This is a genomic window from Algibacter miyuki, assembly GCF_030409805.1.
GTDB classification, from domain to species: Bacteria; Bacteroidota; Bacteroidia; order Flavobacteriales; family Flavobacteriaceae; genus Algibacter; species Algibacter miyuki.
In genome coordinates, this window is sequence record NZ_JAUFQP010000013.1 from 1067759 (window position 1) to 1082906 (window position 15148).

Annotated in this window: 13 protein-coding genes; 8 read left to right on the forward strand and 5 right to left on the reverse strand. The window is 33.7% G+C overall.

Annotated elements, in window-relative coordinates:
- Positions 1 to 87: 87 nt before the first annotated feature.
- Complete coding sequence (gene sppA, locus QWY92_RS16510; RefSeq protein WP_290273260.1) at positions 88 to 1851, forward strand: signal peptide peptidase SppA; 1764 nt, start codon at positions 88 to 90, stop codon at positions 1849 to 1851.
- 265 nt (positions 1852 to 2116) lie between these two features.
- Here sppA and QWY92_RS16515 read toward each other — a convergent pair whose 3' ends face one another.
- From QWY92_RS16515 to QWY92_RS16525, 3 genes are all read right to left on the reverse strand, one after another.
- Positions 2117 to 2677 carry a DUF3124 domain-containing protein gene (locus tag QWY92_RS16515; RefSeq protein WP_290273262.1) on the reverse strand — a complete coding sequence of 187 codons (561 nt, stop codon included), beginning with the start codon at positions 2675 to 2677 and terminating at the stop codon, positions 2117 to 2119.
- A 173-nt stretch (positions 2678 to 2850) separates the two neighbouring features.
- Positions 2851 to 4086, reverse strand: a complete 1236-nt coding sequence (locus QWY92_RS16520) for a PAS domain-containing sensor histidine kinase (protein WP_290273264.1) — start codon at positions 4084 to 4086, stop codon at positions 2851 to 2853.
- 403 nt (positions 4087 to 4489) lie between these two features.
- Positions 4490 to 5950 (reverse strand): potassium/proton antiporter, encoded by a 1461-nt coding sequence (locus tag QWY92_RS16525; RefSeq protein ID WP_290273266.1) that lies wholly within the window; start codon positions 5948 to 5950, stop codon positions 4490 to 4492.
- A 300-nt stretch (positions 5951 to 6250) separates the two neighbouring features.
- On the opposite strand from QWY92_RS16525, the gene QWY92_RS16530 reads away from it, so the two are divergent.
- A complete protein-coding gene (locus QWY92_RS16530) occupies positions 6251 to 7549 on the forward strand; it encodes a voltage-gated chloride channel family protein (RefSeq protein ID WP_290273268.1) in 1299 nt (432 codons plus the stop codon).
- A 206-nt stretch (positions 7550 to 7755) separates the two neighbouring features.
- Here the strand turns inward: QWY92_RS16530 and QWY92_RS16535 are convergent, their stop codons facing one another.
- Positions 7756 to 9384 (reverse strand): acyl-CoA carboxylase subunit beta, encoded by a 1629-nt coding sequence (locus QWY92_RS16535; protein ID WP_290273270.1) that lies wholly within the window; start codon positions 9382 to 9384, stop codon positions 7756 to 7758.
- A 148-nt stretch (positions 9385 to 9532) separates the two neighbouring features.
- Here QWY92_RS16535 and QWY92_RS16540 point away from each other — a divergent pair, with 148 nt between their 5' ends.
- Genes QWY92_RS16540 through QWY92_RS16555 form a run of 4 tightly spaced genes read left to right on the forward strand, consistent with a single transcriptional unit; the run spans position 9533 to position 11605 of the window.
- Positions 9533 to 9886, forward strand: a complete 354-nt coding sequence (locus QWY92_RS16540; protein ID WP_290273272.1) for a DoxX family protein — start codon at positions 9533 to 9535, stop codon at positions 9884 to 9886.
- Between the two features lie 2 nt (positions 9887 to 9888).
- Entirely contained in the window at positions 9889 to 10419 is a 531-nt protein-coding gene (locus QWY92_RS16545; RefSeq protein WP_290273275.1) for an NADPH-dependent FMN reductase, read from the forward strand.
- 5 nt (positions 10420 to 10424) lie between these two features.
- Positions 10425 to 10862: a MarR family winged helix-turn-helix transcriptional regulator gene (locus tag QWY92_RS16550; protein ID WP_290273277.1), complete on the forward strand. Its 438-nt coding sequence runs from the start codon at positions 10425 to 10427 to the stop codon at positions 10860 to 10862.
- Between the two features lie 20 nt (positions 10863 to 10882).
- On the forward strand, positions 10883 to 11605 hold the full coding sequence (locus QWY92_RS16555) for a pirin family protein (protein ID WP_290273279.1): 723 nt from the start codon (positions 10883 to 10885) through the stop codon (positions 11603 to 11605).
- Between the two features lie 78 nt (positions 11606 to 11683).
- On the opposite strand, the gene QWY92_RS16560 is transcribed toward QWY92_RS16555, so the two are convergent.
- The gene (locus QWY92_RS16560) at positions 11684 to 12868 is read right to left on the reverse strand and encodes an MFS transporter (protein ID WP_290273281.1); all 1185 of its coding nucleotides are present in this window, start codon (positions 12866 to 12868) and stop codon (positions 11684 to 11686) included.
- Between the two features lie 299 nt (positions 12869 to 13167).
- Between QWY92_RS16560 and QWY92_RS16565 the strand changes: the two genes are divergently transcribed.
- Positions 13168 to 13350, forward strand: coding sequence for a CAL67264 family membrane protein (locus QWY92_RS16565; RefSeq protein ID WP_290273283.1), 183 nt, complete (start codon positions 13168 to 13170; stop codon positions 13348 to 13350).
- Positions 13351 to 13411: 61 nt separating this feature from the next.
- Positions 13412 to 15103, forward strand: a complete 1692-nt coding sequence (gene ettA, locus QWY92_RS16570) for an energy-dependent translational throttle protein EttA (protein WP_290273285.1) — start codon at positions 13412 to 13414, stop codon at positions 15101 to 15103.
- Positions 15104 to 15148: the final 45 nt, after the last annotated feature.

Sequence of the window (15148 nt, forward strand, 5' to 3'; positions counted from 1 at the left end):
AGCAACTCAATTTAAAAATAACTCACTTTTTTTTAGGTAAAACTGTAACGTCTCAAACCTTTTTTATACCAATACAAAAACAACATTATGAATTTTATACAACGCGTATTTTCTACGGTAACCGGAATTATTGTATTCTGCATCCTTTCTTTTTTAGGTTTAATTATTTTAGGCGCCCTTTTAGGGCCTAGTGGTGGTGATATAGTGCAGGTAAAAGATAATTCAGTATTAGAATTGAAACTTGATTTTCCTATTAAAGATTATGCCGGTAAAATTGAATTTGCTGAATATCCGTTTTTAAATGAAGAAGAAAAAAATGGGCTTTTTAATATTATTGATGGTATAAATTATGCTGCTACCGATAGTAAAATTAAAGGAATTTCTATAGATAATAATTTTATAAATGCGGGTATTTCGCAAACAAAGGCCATTAGAAATGCGCTTTTAAAATTCAAAGAATCGGGTAAGTTTATAGTGGCTTACGCTGATATTTACACACAAAAAGATTATTATTTAAGTTCGGTGGCTGATACTATTTTTATGAATCCTGCAGGGATGATGGAATTTAAAGGATTATACTCTGAACAATTATACTTTAAAGACTTTCAAGAAAAATCGGGGGTTAAAATGCAAGTGGTGCGCTTTGGGAAATACAAAAGTGCTGTAGAGCCTTTTTTAGAAAATGAAATGAGCGATAATAACCGTGAGCAAATTTTGGTGTATTTAAATTCTATTTGGGGAGAAATGAAAGAAGATATCTCTAAAAGTAGAATGATTAATGTTGATAGATTAAACACAATTGCCGATAGTCTCTTAGCACGTACAGCAACTTTAGCAAAATCATCTAAGTTAGTAGATAAAGTTGCATATCATGATGAGTATGTAAACAGTTTAAAAAGTGCGCTTGGCGTTGCTGCCGATAAAAAATTGAAAACTATTTCTATAGAAGATTATGCTATTTATACAGCAGATAAATTAAAATTGAAAACGAGTCAAAATAAAATTGCCATAATCTATGCTGAAGGTGAAATTATTTATGGTGAAGGTGATATGGACAAAGTAGGGCAAATTACTATGAATGCATCGCTTAAAAAAGCTAGAGAGGATGATAGAGTAAAGGCAGTGGTTTTGCGTATTAATTCGCCTGGTGGAAGTGCTTTAGCAAGTGAGTTAATTTGGCGTGAAATAGAACTTACAAAAAAAGTGAAACCTGTGATTGTTTCTATGGGTAACTTAGCCGCTTCTGGAGGATATTATATTGCTTGTAATGCTGATAAAATTATAGCTGAACCAACTACTATTACAGGTAGTATAGGTGTTTTTGGTATGTTGCCAAATGCTAAAGGTTTAGCTGATAATTGGGGTATTAATGCCGAACAAGTAGTTACTAACAAAAACGCTATTGATTTTAGCTTTTTTGAAGAAATGACCGATGCGCAACATGGTTTTATAAAAGAAGGTATTATTGATATTTACGAATTGTTTACAAGTCGTGTAGCCGAAGGTCGTGGTATGGCTCAAGAGGATGTGAAAGCCATAGCGCAGGGACGAGTTTGGACCGGAATAGACGCTTTAAGCAATGGTTTGGTTGATGAGTTAGGCGGATTAGATTTAGCCTTAAAATACGCAGCCGAAGCAGCCGGTATTGAAGATTATAAAATTAAAGAATGGCCAATTTATGAAATGAATATTGATAAAATGCTTCAAGATTATGGTATAGTAAAAGCAAAAGAAACCATTTTGAAAGAAGAACTGGGCGAAGCACAATACCACATTTATAAGGAAGTAAAAGCTCGTTCAGAACGTAAAGGGATTCAGTTGATGTTCCCTTATAGTATTGATATTAGGTAGTTTCAGTAGGAACAAAATAAAGAGGAATCAAATCTTTGTGATATTTGTAATTGTACTTTCCAGTTTAACTTAAGGTCAAAAAGGGAAAGCAATACTTATTTTAAAAGATGATACTAGAATTAACGGAACAGGAGAAATTAGTGGAATTGATATTTTAGAAAATAATTAGTTTAGGAAATTTCGATATTTTAAGAGAAGTAATGGAGTAAATTGTCCAACTTGTAGCAGTATCAAAAAAAATAAGGAAACTGTTCTCGGTAGTCTTTTAATGATGCACCATTTTTTCTAAAGACTTTTCCTTTTTAATAGAATATCCATCAGTTGAAAAAGAAAAACTTTTATTGCTAAATTGCCCAATCATAATGGCTTGAATTAAAGGTTTTATTTCGGCATTTTTAGCACTTAATTCAACAATAAAATTAGCGCCCGATCCGCCACTGTTGTCTTCTTTTTCAATAACATAATTGACCGTGCCCATTGGGTTTATGCTAATGGTACGCTCAATATAATGTCTTACTAGCTGCCCTTCTGTGTTATAATAATCAATTTTAGATATGTAAATGGTATCATTAAAACTGGTGTTTCTAATGCTTAATGTTGCTGTTAGTAAATGTTTTTGGTTGTTGGTGTCAATGTAAATATCAGAATATATTGGTACGTAAATCAAGTCTTTAAAATGAATCTGATTTTTATCTAAAACGGTTTTAACCTCTAAAGATTTTAATTCATCTTCACCAGACGGGTTTAAATTTGGGTTTTTTTCAAAACAAGCACTTAAGGTTAGTGCCATAAGAGAAAAGATTAATATTTTAATACCGTTTTTCATTATAATCAACGTTTTTGAGTGTGATTAGTTACTCGATTAAGCACTAAAGTTAGTAAATAAAGCACAGATAGAAATTTACTGAAGCTTTCGTAAGTCATAAATAAGGTTAGTTGATTGATTTACAGTTTTCAGACTGTTATTATTTTTTATTTAGGTAGAAAACGTTTTAATTTTTAAGAAGCATTTACAGGAATAGTGAATTTAAAGGAGCTTCCTTTTGCTTCTTGACTTTCAGCCCAAATTTTACCGTTTAATTTATTTATTAAGTCTTGACAAAGAATGAGACCTAAGCCCGAACCTTGTTCTTTATTAGTGCCTCTTGCTGTAGTGTTTGTAGAGAGGTTAAAAAGGCTTTGTATCCTAGTTTTATTCATACCAACGCCATTGTCGGTAACAGTTACTTGCAATTCGTTTTGATTCATGGTAGTGGTTATAGTAATTTGCCCTCCTGAATTTGTGAATTTCACGGCGTTAGATATCAGGTTGCGCAAAATTGTTTTAAAAATATTTTGATCAGTAAGAATGGAGTAATTTTCTATGGGATTCCATGCTAAACTTATATTTTTTGCACTAGCAGGTGCCTTTTGAAATTCTAAGGTGTCAAAAATAAGTTGAGATAAAGATATTTTCTCTAATTTAATACGAAGTTCTCCGGTTTGCGATTGTGCCCAACTTAATAGATTATCGAGTAAATTAAGTGTGTTTTTCGCAGAAGAATTTATTATTTTAATAAAAGTTTCTGTTTCAGTTTCATCTGTGTTATTATTGAGAAGTAGTTCTGAAACACCAATCATGTGATAGAATGGGCCTCTTAAATCATGGGCCAAAACTGAAAATAATTTATCTTTAGTGGTGTTGAGTTCTTTCAACTGCAAGGCCGTTGCTTTAAGGGTTTCTTCAACCTTTATACGTTCTGTAATATCTGTTGAAATACCACAAATACTCTCAATTTTACTGGGGTCTTTTTTATCGAAGATAGGCGTTTTAATATCCCAATATACAACCCTGTTACCACTATTATCTGTAGATTCTACCTGGTTTGATGTGCTGTGTCCATGTTCTAAAATATCCCGTTCTATTTCTAGGAGTTGCTTGTAAGTTTTAGGAGGGAAAAAATTGGAGTCATTAAGGTTTGATAAATCTTCAATAGTGCAATTAAATAATTTTAGGGTTTTTTTATTGGCGTATAAATACTGGGATTTTGTGTTTTTTATGTAGACGTAAGTGTCTAAATTATCTAAAGCAAACTTAAACTGTTTAATTTCGCTATGAGCTTTTTCTGTTTTTATTTCAGCTCGTTTTCTTTCGTTTGTATTTTTAACGAGGTCTAATTTTAAGCGCTCATTCTCTTTTTTTAGAGCTTCATTTTGCTTTTTTAATTCGCTGTAAGAAAGGAGAGGTTGAGTCATGAGCTATGTTTAGGAACTACAGCGTAATTAAGAGCTGTATAATTATTAACTAAAAAAAGGAATTTGACTATGAAATTTTAATTTGATATTCTCACTATTTCCATTTAAGCGTAATATTATAAAAAAAACAGAATTCCTAAGGGTATAATGTTTTTTGAAGAATTGAAAAACTAGAAAATGGTATTAAAGTATTGAGAATTTAGGTTAAATTTTTAAAAAGCATGGTGTTAAAATGAAAAAACGAATGCCTTTTTTGTTTATTGTATGACTCTGTTTTTTAGTTGGTTAAATGATTGGTTTACACAGTTTATTATTGCCTTAGAGAAGTGAATAATAAATCTAGGTGTAATATATGAAGATAAATATTACTTTTAGTAAGAATATGTTAATTTTTTTCTTCTAATTATTTTTTAAGTGTTTCGTAAACTTCTTCAAAAATAGCTGGTCTATCAGCTAAAACAATTAAGGTATCTTGAGTTTCAATTACGGTAACACCGTTTGGAATAATATAGCTATCGCCTCTTTTAATCATGGCGATAATGGCATTTTTAGGAAAGCCTAATTCAACAATTTTTTTATTTACAGCAGAGCAACCCGCGGTAATTAATATTTCTTTCATTTCAGCTTTCGGGTTTTCAGCTAAAAGTAAATCGGTTGCATTTAGTTTTTTAGATTGTTCTGGTAAAGCGACATTCAACCATTTTGCAACAATAGAGAGCGTTGTACCTTGAATTAAAATGGATGTTACTGAAATAAAAAACACAATATTAAAAATCATGTGGGCTTTATCGATGCCTGCTAAAAGTGGATAAGTAGAAAACACAATAGGCACAGCACCTCGCAAACCTACCCAGGAAATATAAAATCGTCTTCGCAATTTCATCTTAAAAAACATAAGACTGATAAACACACCAACTGGTCGGGCAACTACAATTAAGAATAATGAAATAAGTAAACCAATCCCCATGTAAGGCACTATTTGAGATGGAAAAACAAGAAGCCCTAATGTTAGGAACAGTACAATTTGCATAAGCCAAGCCAGTCCGTCGAACATTTTTAGGATGGTTTTTTTATGTATAATATCTTGGTTTCCTAAATAAACAGCACAAATATATATAGCAAGGAAACCGTTTCCGCCTACAAAATCGGTAGCCGAAAAAGTCATAAACATCATAGCAATGACAAGTACAGGATAAAGTCCTTCAAAGTCTAATTTTATTTTATTGATAATGTATTTACTCAACATACCAAATCCAATACCGAAAATACCACCCAAAACCATTTGTTGTAAAAATAGCGGTATAATAGATAAAAAGCCTTTATCTTGATTGATTACTAGAGTTAAAAAAGCAAGTGTAAGTACATAAGCCATAGGGTCGTTACTTCCGCTTTCTAGCTCTAATGTGGGGCGCAGGTTGTTTTTTAAGGCCAAACTTTTAGAGCGTAAAATAGAAAATACTGCTGCCGCATCTGTAGAGGATACAATGGACCCCAGTAGTAAACTTTCGTATATTGTGAAATCTGTAACAAACCAAACAAAAGTACCTAACGAAACAGCTGTTAGTAGTACGCCAATAGTAGATAAAGCAATACCTTCCTTCAGAATAGGTTTTACAGCAGTAAAATTGGTGTCTAAACCACCGGAAAATAATATGAAATTAAGAGAAACAATACCAATGAATTGAGTTAGTTTAGGATCATCAAAACGAATACCTCCAATACCATCAGAACCTGCCAGCATACCAATTGCTAAAAACAGTAATAAGGTGGGGACACCAAATTTATATGATGTTTTACCTGCAAAAATACTGATAAGTAGTAATATCGAGCCAACTAGCAGGATGTTTTCAATGGTTAAATTCATTATTTTGTCTTTATATTTTGCTTTTCAAAGATACTTTTTCTCATTTAGCAGCGAAATAAAAAAGACGATAATTTTATGGTTTTTAATGGTTTATTGTAACTTTTAAAGGCTGTTTTTTTATATTTTAAAGTTCAAGGAGCATAACGTTGTAAATTTACTACAATGCAACAAACCATATTTTTTAGTTTATATTTGCTTTCCAATAATGGCAGCCATGTTTGCTGCAAATTGTTCCGAGTGGAACTAATGATTTCTACTGTAAATAATTAACCTTTAGTAGAAACATTTATTTAAGGTTATATGGATAAAATTAAAAAATTTCTATTCTCATTCGAGCAAACATCAGTTTTACTGTATCTTTTTAAATGGATATTTATCTGTTTATTGTTAGGTATTTTAACAGGAAGTGTTTCTGCTTTTTTTCTTACAAGTTTAGAATGGGCAACCAACTGGCGAGAAACTCATTTATGGATTATAGCACTGCTTCCTTTGGGGGGCTTTATTATTGGGTTATCTTATCATTTATATGGAGATAGCGTGGTTAAGGGAAATAATTTAATACTTGAAGAACTCCACACACCTAAAAAAATAATTCCTTTTAAAATGGCTCCATTGGTGTTGTTTGGTACTATTTTAACGCATTTCTTTGGAGGTTCAGCAGGACGAGAGGGCACTGCGGTACAAATTGGCGGCGCTATTGCCGATAGGTTTACAAAAGTACTTAAGTTATCAAAACGCGATAGACGCATTGTTTTAATTGCAGGAATAAGTGCTGGTTTTGCATCTGTTTTTGGAACCCCTTTAGCAGGGGCTATTTTTGCTTTGGAAGTTTTAATTGTTGGAAGAATACGTTTAGAAGCCATTCTTCCAAGTTTGATGGCAGCCGTTTTTGCCGATTATTTTTGTACCATTTGGAATGTTCCGCACACACATTATCATATTAATACGGTGGCCGAAATAACTCCAGTTAATTTATTATGGGCGCTACTTGCCGGAATTATTTTTGGCTTAGTAGCGATGTTATTTTCAAAATCAACTCATTTTTGGACTAACCTTTTTAAATCTAAAATAAACTACCCACCATTGCGACCTGTTATTGGAGGAACCATAATCGCGATTACTGTATACTTAATGGGGACTACAAAATACATCGGGCTAGGTATACCAACTATTGTAGAAGCTTTTGATGTGAATCTTAATTCTTACGATTTTCTATTGAAACTTTTATTTACGTCGTTCACACTTGGTGCTGGTTTTAAAGGGGGAGAAGTAACACCTTTGTTTTTCATTGGTGCTGCCTTAGGTAATGTGTTAATTTGGTTTATTCCTTTACCAATGGGGTTACTCGCAGGTATGGGCTTTGTAGCTGTTTTTGCAGGAGCCACCAATACTCCAATAGCTTGTACTATAATGGGGATAGAGCTTTTTGGTATAGAATCTGGTGTTTTTATTGCCTTAGCTTGTTGTACAGCCTATTTGTTTTCTGGACATACAGGTGTATATGCATCACAAATTATTGGTAGCCCTAAACATCACTTATTTAAGAGTGAAAAAGGTTTGGCTTTATCGGATATTGAAAATAAAAGGGCAGAGAAATGACGGTGTTTTTCTATAAAATAACACAACCTTCGTTATTATGAATTTCCTTTTTTATTTGAAATCGATTGTTTTGTATAGTGGTTAATCATCATTTAATCTAAAAATTTTCACTTCGGAATAATTACAATAGATCTTTTAGAATCTTTTTTTTATAGTTTTTGATTTTCTAATGTATGTTTTGTTTTCTTCAATCTAAAAACTTCTCACTAAACCTGTAAAAGACCTAAGTTAAAAGGCTTTTCAATAGGAGCGTGGTTCGCGGCTTCAATCCCCATACTAATCCATGTTCGGGTATCTAAAGGATTTATAATAGCATCGGTCCAAATGCGTGCGGCAGCATAATATGGTGATACTTGGTTATCGTATCGATCTTTAATTTTATTGAATAATTCTGCTTCTTTTTCAGGTGTAATTTCTTCTCCTTTTTTCAGTAAAGATGCTTTTTCTATTTGAAGTAATACTTTAGCGGCAGAGTTTCCACTCATAACTGCAAGTTCAGCACTTGGCCAAGCTACAATTAATCTCGGATCATACGCTTTTCCGCACATGGCATAATTTCCTGCGCCGTAGCTATTTCCGATAATTATAGTGAATTTTGGCACCACGGAATTACTAACAGCATTCACCATTTTAGCACCATCTTTTATAATACCTCCATGTTCACTTTTACTTCCCACCATAAAACCAGTAACATCTTGTAAAAATACCAACGGAATTTTCTTTTGGTTACAATTGGCAATAAATCGAGTGGCTTTATCGGCACTATCGTTATAAATAACACCACCAAACTGCATTTCTCCGCTAGCCGTTTTAACTAATTTACGTTGGTTGGCCACAATACCAACAGCCCAACCATCAATACGTGCATAAGCGGTAATAATGGTTTGTCCGTAACCGGCTTTGTATTCGTCAAACTCCGAGTTATCTACAATACGTTTAATAATTTCATACATATCATATTGATCGGCACGACTTTTAGGTAAAATTCCGTAAATATCTTCTGGGCTTTCTTTTGGCTTTTTAGCTTCCTTTCGGTTGTAACCTGCTTTATCAAAATCGCCAATTTTATCAATAATATTTTTAATGGTATTTAGCGCATCGGCATCGTCTTTGGCCTTATAGTCTGTAACTCCCGAAATTTCACAATGCGTTGTTGCACCTCCTAAAGTTTCATTATCAATACTTTCTCCAATGGCAGCTTTTACTAAATAACTTCCTGCCAAAAATATACTTCCAGTTTTATCAACAATTAGAGCTTCATCACTCATAATAGGCAAGTATGCACCACCGGCAACACAACTGCCCATTACGGCAGCAATTTGGGTAATGCCCATGCTACTCATTATGGCGTTATTTCTAAAAATACGTCCAAAATGTTCTTTATCCGGAAAAATTTCATCCTGTAAAGGCAAGTATACACCGGCAGAATCTACCAAATAAATTATGGGTAATTTGTTTTCAATAGCCAGTTCTTGGGCGCGTAAGTTTTTCTTCCCAGTAATGGGAAACCATGCACCCGCTTTTACTGTAGCATCATTGGCCACAACAATACATTGCCTACCTTTAACATAACCCATTTTTACAACCACGCCGCCAGAAGGGCATCCACCGTGTTCGGCATACATATCTTCTCCTGCAAAAGCTGCAATTTCTATAGACTTTTTATTGGCGTCCAACAAAAAATCAATACGCTCTCTAGCGGTCATTTTACCTTTACTATGTAGTTTTTCTATACGGCTTTTTCCGCCACCAAGTTTCACCTTAACCAAACGTTTGTTTAGTTCAGATAGTAAGAGTTTATTGTGATCTTCGTTTTTGTTGAAGTTAATGTCCATGGCTATGTTTTAATATGCTACGAATTTACAAAACCAAAAATCAATAATAAAGCGAATATTTTGTTAAAATAACTTCCTTGGAAATATATTCCTTGGAAACTAAATTTATTTGTGTTACTTTTGTACTATAAGAAACAAATTATAAGAAATGAAAAGGAACAAAATTATTTTTTACATCGCTACGGTATTATTATCTGTAATTGTACTGTTTTCGGTATGGATGTACATTTTTAAACATGATATGATTGTTGGGTCATTTACCCATTTAGGTTATCCGCCATACCTTATTTATCCGTATGCTGGATTAAAATTACTGGGTTTATTTGCTATTTGGAATCCCAATTTTAATGTTATTAAAGAATGGGCGTACTCTGCATTCTTTTTTGCGTTCGTCTTAGCCTTATCTTCTCATCTTATGGTGAATGATGGCGGACACACAGTAGCTTTAATGGCGTTAGTATTATTAATTATTTCTTATATATTTAAACAAACAAATAAATAAACATGAAAAATATTATAACATTTGCAGGAAGTAATAGTAAAACATCGATTAATAAAGCCTTAGCCATTTACGCGTCTAGTTTAGTTGAAGGTGTAAAGACGACGGTTTTAGATTTAAACGATTTTGAATTACCACTTTACGGTATTGATTTTGAAAACGAGAATGGTATTCCCGAAAACGTTCATAAATTTTTAGATATGTTGAAGCAAACTGATGGTATTGTTTTGTCTTTAGCTGAACATAATGGCGCTTATTCTACAGCTTTTAAAAACCTGTTTGATTGGATAAGTCGTGTAGAAGGAAAACTTTTCTTTAATAAACCAATGTTATTAATGGCAACATCACCAGGTGGTCGTGGTGGTTTATCGGTTTTAGAAATAGCAAAAGGAAGATTTCCATTTCATGATGGAAATATTATTGAAACATTTTCATTACCATTTTTTGGAGAAAATTTTAAGGAAGGCAAAATAGTGAACGCCGAATTAGATACACAGTTGAAAACAGCAGTAACACAATTTCAAAAAAGCCTATAAAACTCATGGGTGATTTTAGCAAGGATATTAATTCGAAATTCCCCAATAATAGGGTGAAAGCCATGCTGAATGTAATATACACAGCCAGTTGGATTTCAAGTTTACAGAACGAACACTTTAAAACTTACGGTATTTCGCCACAGCAATATAATATTTTGCGCATTTTAAAAGGGGCTAATGAACCGTTAAGTGTGCAAGTGATTAAGGATAGAATGATTGAGCGGTCGCCGAATGTAACCCGATTAATGGATAAATTATATGCCAAAAATTGCATAAAACGGTTGCCTTCAAAAGAAGATAGACGGGTCGTTTTTATTGAAATCACGAACACAGGGAAAGACCTTTTAGAGTCGGTACCCGATAATTTGAATAAGGATATTTTGAAAAATTTGAGTGAAAGCGAAGCGGAAACGTTGAGCGATTTATTAGATAAAATGCGATAAACTTTTAAAACAATTTTAAGATGAAAGCGATACTACATAAAGCAGATAGCAGAGGTTTTGCAAATCATGGTTGGTTACAAGCGAATCATTCGTTTAGTTTTGCAAATTTTTACGATAAAGATAAAATGCATTTTGGTGCCTTACGCGTGTTAAATGATGATGTTATTGCGCCTAAAATGGGATTTGGCACTCATCCGCATGACAATATGGAAATTATAACCATTCCGTTGTCAGGTGTGCTTAAACATCGCGATTCTATGCATGAAGACTGGCAGGAAGTAGTGCCAGGAGAAGTGCAAATAATGTCGGCTGGAACAGGTATCGAACATTCTGAAATTAACGGATCGGTTACCGAACATTTAAGTTTGTTTCAAATTTGGGTAATGCCAAGCAAACAAGACGTTACACCAAGATATGATCAGAAAACATTTGACGAATCTGATAGAAAAAATAAACTTCAAACTTTAGTAACATCTATAGATGACACTCATGAAGGTAGTTTAAAAATCCAGCAAGACGCTGTAATATCACGTATAGATTTGGATGCCGATGAAACCTTTAGTTATAAGTTAAAAACGGGGCAACACGGTGTTTATATTATGAATATTTACGGTGAAGCCTTAATAGAAAACAATAGCTTGAAAGCACGTGATGCTATAGGTATTTCGGAAATCGATACTTTTGAAATTAAAGCAAAAACGGTAACAAGTCTATTATTTATAGAAGTACCAATGCTGTTTTAGAACAAATTAAATTGAAATAAAAAAGAGCTGTTTAAAATATTTAAACAGCTCTTTTTTATATGTTATTTTTCAGAAGTATTATGAATAACTTGGTTTCAGTTTCTGACGCTTGTTAAATCGATACTTTCTATAAAAAATAATACCGATGGCAATAAATACGCCAAGTACGGCCATGCCAGCACCAACCCAATCGGCCGATGTGTAGCCGTAACCCATAGCAATCGGTAAGCCTGCAAAATAGGCTCCAGCAGCATTTCCAACATTAAAAGCACTTTGGTTTAATGACGAACCTAGAGTCTCAGAACCTTTGGAAGCGTTTATAATGGCTAGTGAAATGGGTGTAGATAAACAAAATGTAACCAATCCAATAATAAAAGTCATCACTAAAACCATTACTTTATCAGAAGCAAAATAGGTGTTTAGAGCCAAGCAAATAGCCATAAACACTAAAGTTAGCATTACTGCAAAAATAGGTTGCATTTTTTCGGCAAGTTTAGCTCCAATTATATTTCCGATAACCATACCTAGTCCAGCAAGAATCATCGCATAAGACACAACGCTGTCTTCATGATGTGCCACATCAGTTATTAACGGCGCAATATAGCTGTACCACGCAAAAAATCCGCCAGTTCCTATGGTGGTTAATAAAATAATTAACCATAGTTCTAGGCGTTTAAATATTTTGAATTCTTTTATAAAGCTCTTTTCCGAAGATTGTTTTAACACAGGCATCCAGAATTTCACACTTAAAACAGCTAAAACACCAACAATACCAACCATTAAAAAGGAAATATTCCAACTAAAATGTTTACCTAAATAGGTTCCGAGTGGTACACCTAAAAGGTTGGCAACCGTTAAACCGCTAAACATAATAGCGATACCTTGCGCTTCTTTTCCTTTTTTAGAGAGTTTTCCAGCAACTACAGCACCAATACCAAAAAAGGCACCATGTGGCAATCCCGATAAAAAACGTAAGGCTATAAAAGAGTTGTAACCTGTGGCAAAAGCTGACAGTGTATTAAAAACCGTAAACCATAGCATTAACACAAGTAAAACTTTGTTTGCAGGCCATTTGCTTCCTAAACCTGTAAGTATGGGCGCTCCAACGACTACACCAAGTGCGTAGGCCGAAATAAAATGTCCTGCCGATGGAATGCTAATTGCAAATGATGTGGCAATATCTGGTAAAATCCCCATGATAACAAACTCGGTAAGTCCGATACCAAAGCCACCAATGGCAAGAGATAGTAGGGCTTTATTCATAATAAAACTTTTTTTAAAATTGGGTACGTTTAAAATGCCTGCAAAAGTAGTTTATATCTCAGGTTTTGAACGTTAATTTTTCATAAAAAAAGCGTTAATAAATAACGATTTTCTTTATTAATAAGGAGCCGTATTGATAAAATTAAAGGAAGCGCCTTTTTAGTGGGGTTTAATGATATAAGATCCTTCTGATTGAAAAGTATGTAAAGTTTGAAATTTAATTATTGGAAACTTTAATTTTTACCTCTAAAAATGCGATATTTGCCTTTAGACTAACTATCAAAATTTAGAGAAAGATTATGGCAATGAATAAAAATACGGTTTTAGCTTGGGCTACATTTGTAATGATTTTTGTAGGATTGGCTTTAATAGCCTTAGGTGCATTTAGATATGATGATGTTGCAGGTTGGGGTTTTGCAGCAGTAGGATTCGGCTTTTTTGCCGTAGCTTGGGTATTTAATGCTTTAAAGGGACGTGTTTAAAATTTAGGTTTTAGACATTACAAAAATAAATTGATCAACCATTTAAAATAATACGCACAAAATGAGTGACGATAAAAAAATAATATTTTCAATGTCTGGTTTAACCAAGACATTTCCAGGTGCTAATACACCTGTATTAAAAAACATCTATTTAAGTTTCTTTTACGGAGCAAAAATTGGAATTTTAGGTCTTAACGGATCGGGAAAATCGACCTTACTTAAAATTGTGGCAGGAGTTGATAAAAACTTTCAAGGTGATGTTACTTTTCTACAAGATTATTCAGTAGGATATTTGGAGCAAGAGCCGCAGTTAGATGATGATAAAACCGTGATGGAAGTGGTTCGTGAAGGAGCTGCGGAAACGGTAGCTATTCTTGATGAATACAATAAAATTAATGACCAATTTGGATTAGAAGAAGTATATTCTGATGCAGATAAAATGGAGAAATTGATGAACCGCCAAGCGGAACTTCAAGATCAAATAGACGCTGCTAACGCTTGGGAGTTAGATACCAAATTAGAAATTGCTATGGATGCTTTACGTACTCCAGATGGCGACAAGAAAATTGGTGTATTATCTGGTGGTGAAAAACGTCGTGTGGCTTTATGTCGCTTACTGTTAAAAGAACCAGATGTTTTATTATTAGATGAGCCTACCAACCACTTGGATGCAGAATCGGTACATTGGTTAGAGCATCATTTAGCACAATATAAAGGGACTGTAATTGCTGTAACGCACGATAGATACTTTTTAGATAACGTAGCTGGGTGGATTTTAGAGCTTGATAGAGGTGAAGGTATTCCTTGGAAAGGAAACTACTCGTCTTGGTTAGATCAAAAATCGAAACGTATGGCACAGGAAAGCAAAACGGCTTCTAAACGTCAGAAAACTTTAGAACGTGAGTTGGATTGGGTACGTCAAGGTGCAAAAGGACGTCAAACAAAGCAGAAAGCGCGTTTGAAGAATTACGATAAATTAATGAGTCAAGACCAAAAGCAACTTGACGAAAAATTAGAAATATACATCCCGAATGGTCCGCGTTTAGGAACCAATGTTATTGAAGCTACTGGTGTTTCTAAAGGGTATGATGATAAATTATTGTATGATGATTTAAACTTCAACTTGCCACAAGCTGGAATTGTAGGTGTTATTGGTCCGAATGGTGCTGGTAAAACCACTATTTTTAGAATGATCATGGGTGAGGAAACTCCAGACAAAGGAGAGTTTACAGTGGGAGATACGGCTAAATTAGCTTACGTAGACCAGAAACACTCCAATATTGATCCTGAAAAAACAATTTGGCAAAATTTTAGCGACGAGCAAGAATTGATATTAATGGGCGGAAAAGAAGTAAATTCTCGTGCTTATTTAAGTCGATTTAATTTCTCAGGTGGCGAACAAAATAAGAAAGTAAAATTACTTTCTGGTGGAGAGCGTAACCGTTTGCATTTAGCCATGACGCTTAAAGAGGAAGGAAACGTATTGCTTCTAGATGAGCCTACAAATGATTTAGATGTAAATACATTGAGAGCTTTAGAGGAAGGTTTAGAGAATTTTGCAGGTTGTGCCGTTGTAATTAGTCACGACCGTTGGTTTTTAGATCGTATTTGTACACATATTTTAGCTTTTGAAGGCGATTCGCAAGTGTATTTCTTTGAAGGTAGTTTTTCTGAATATGAAGAAAATAAAAAGAAACGTCTTGGTGGTGATTTAATGCCAAAACGAATTAAGTATAGAAAACTAGTAAGATAGTTTTACTTATATTTTTTATTAAAAACGCCCACTGAAAAGTGGGCG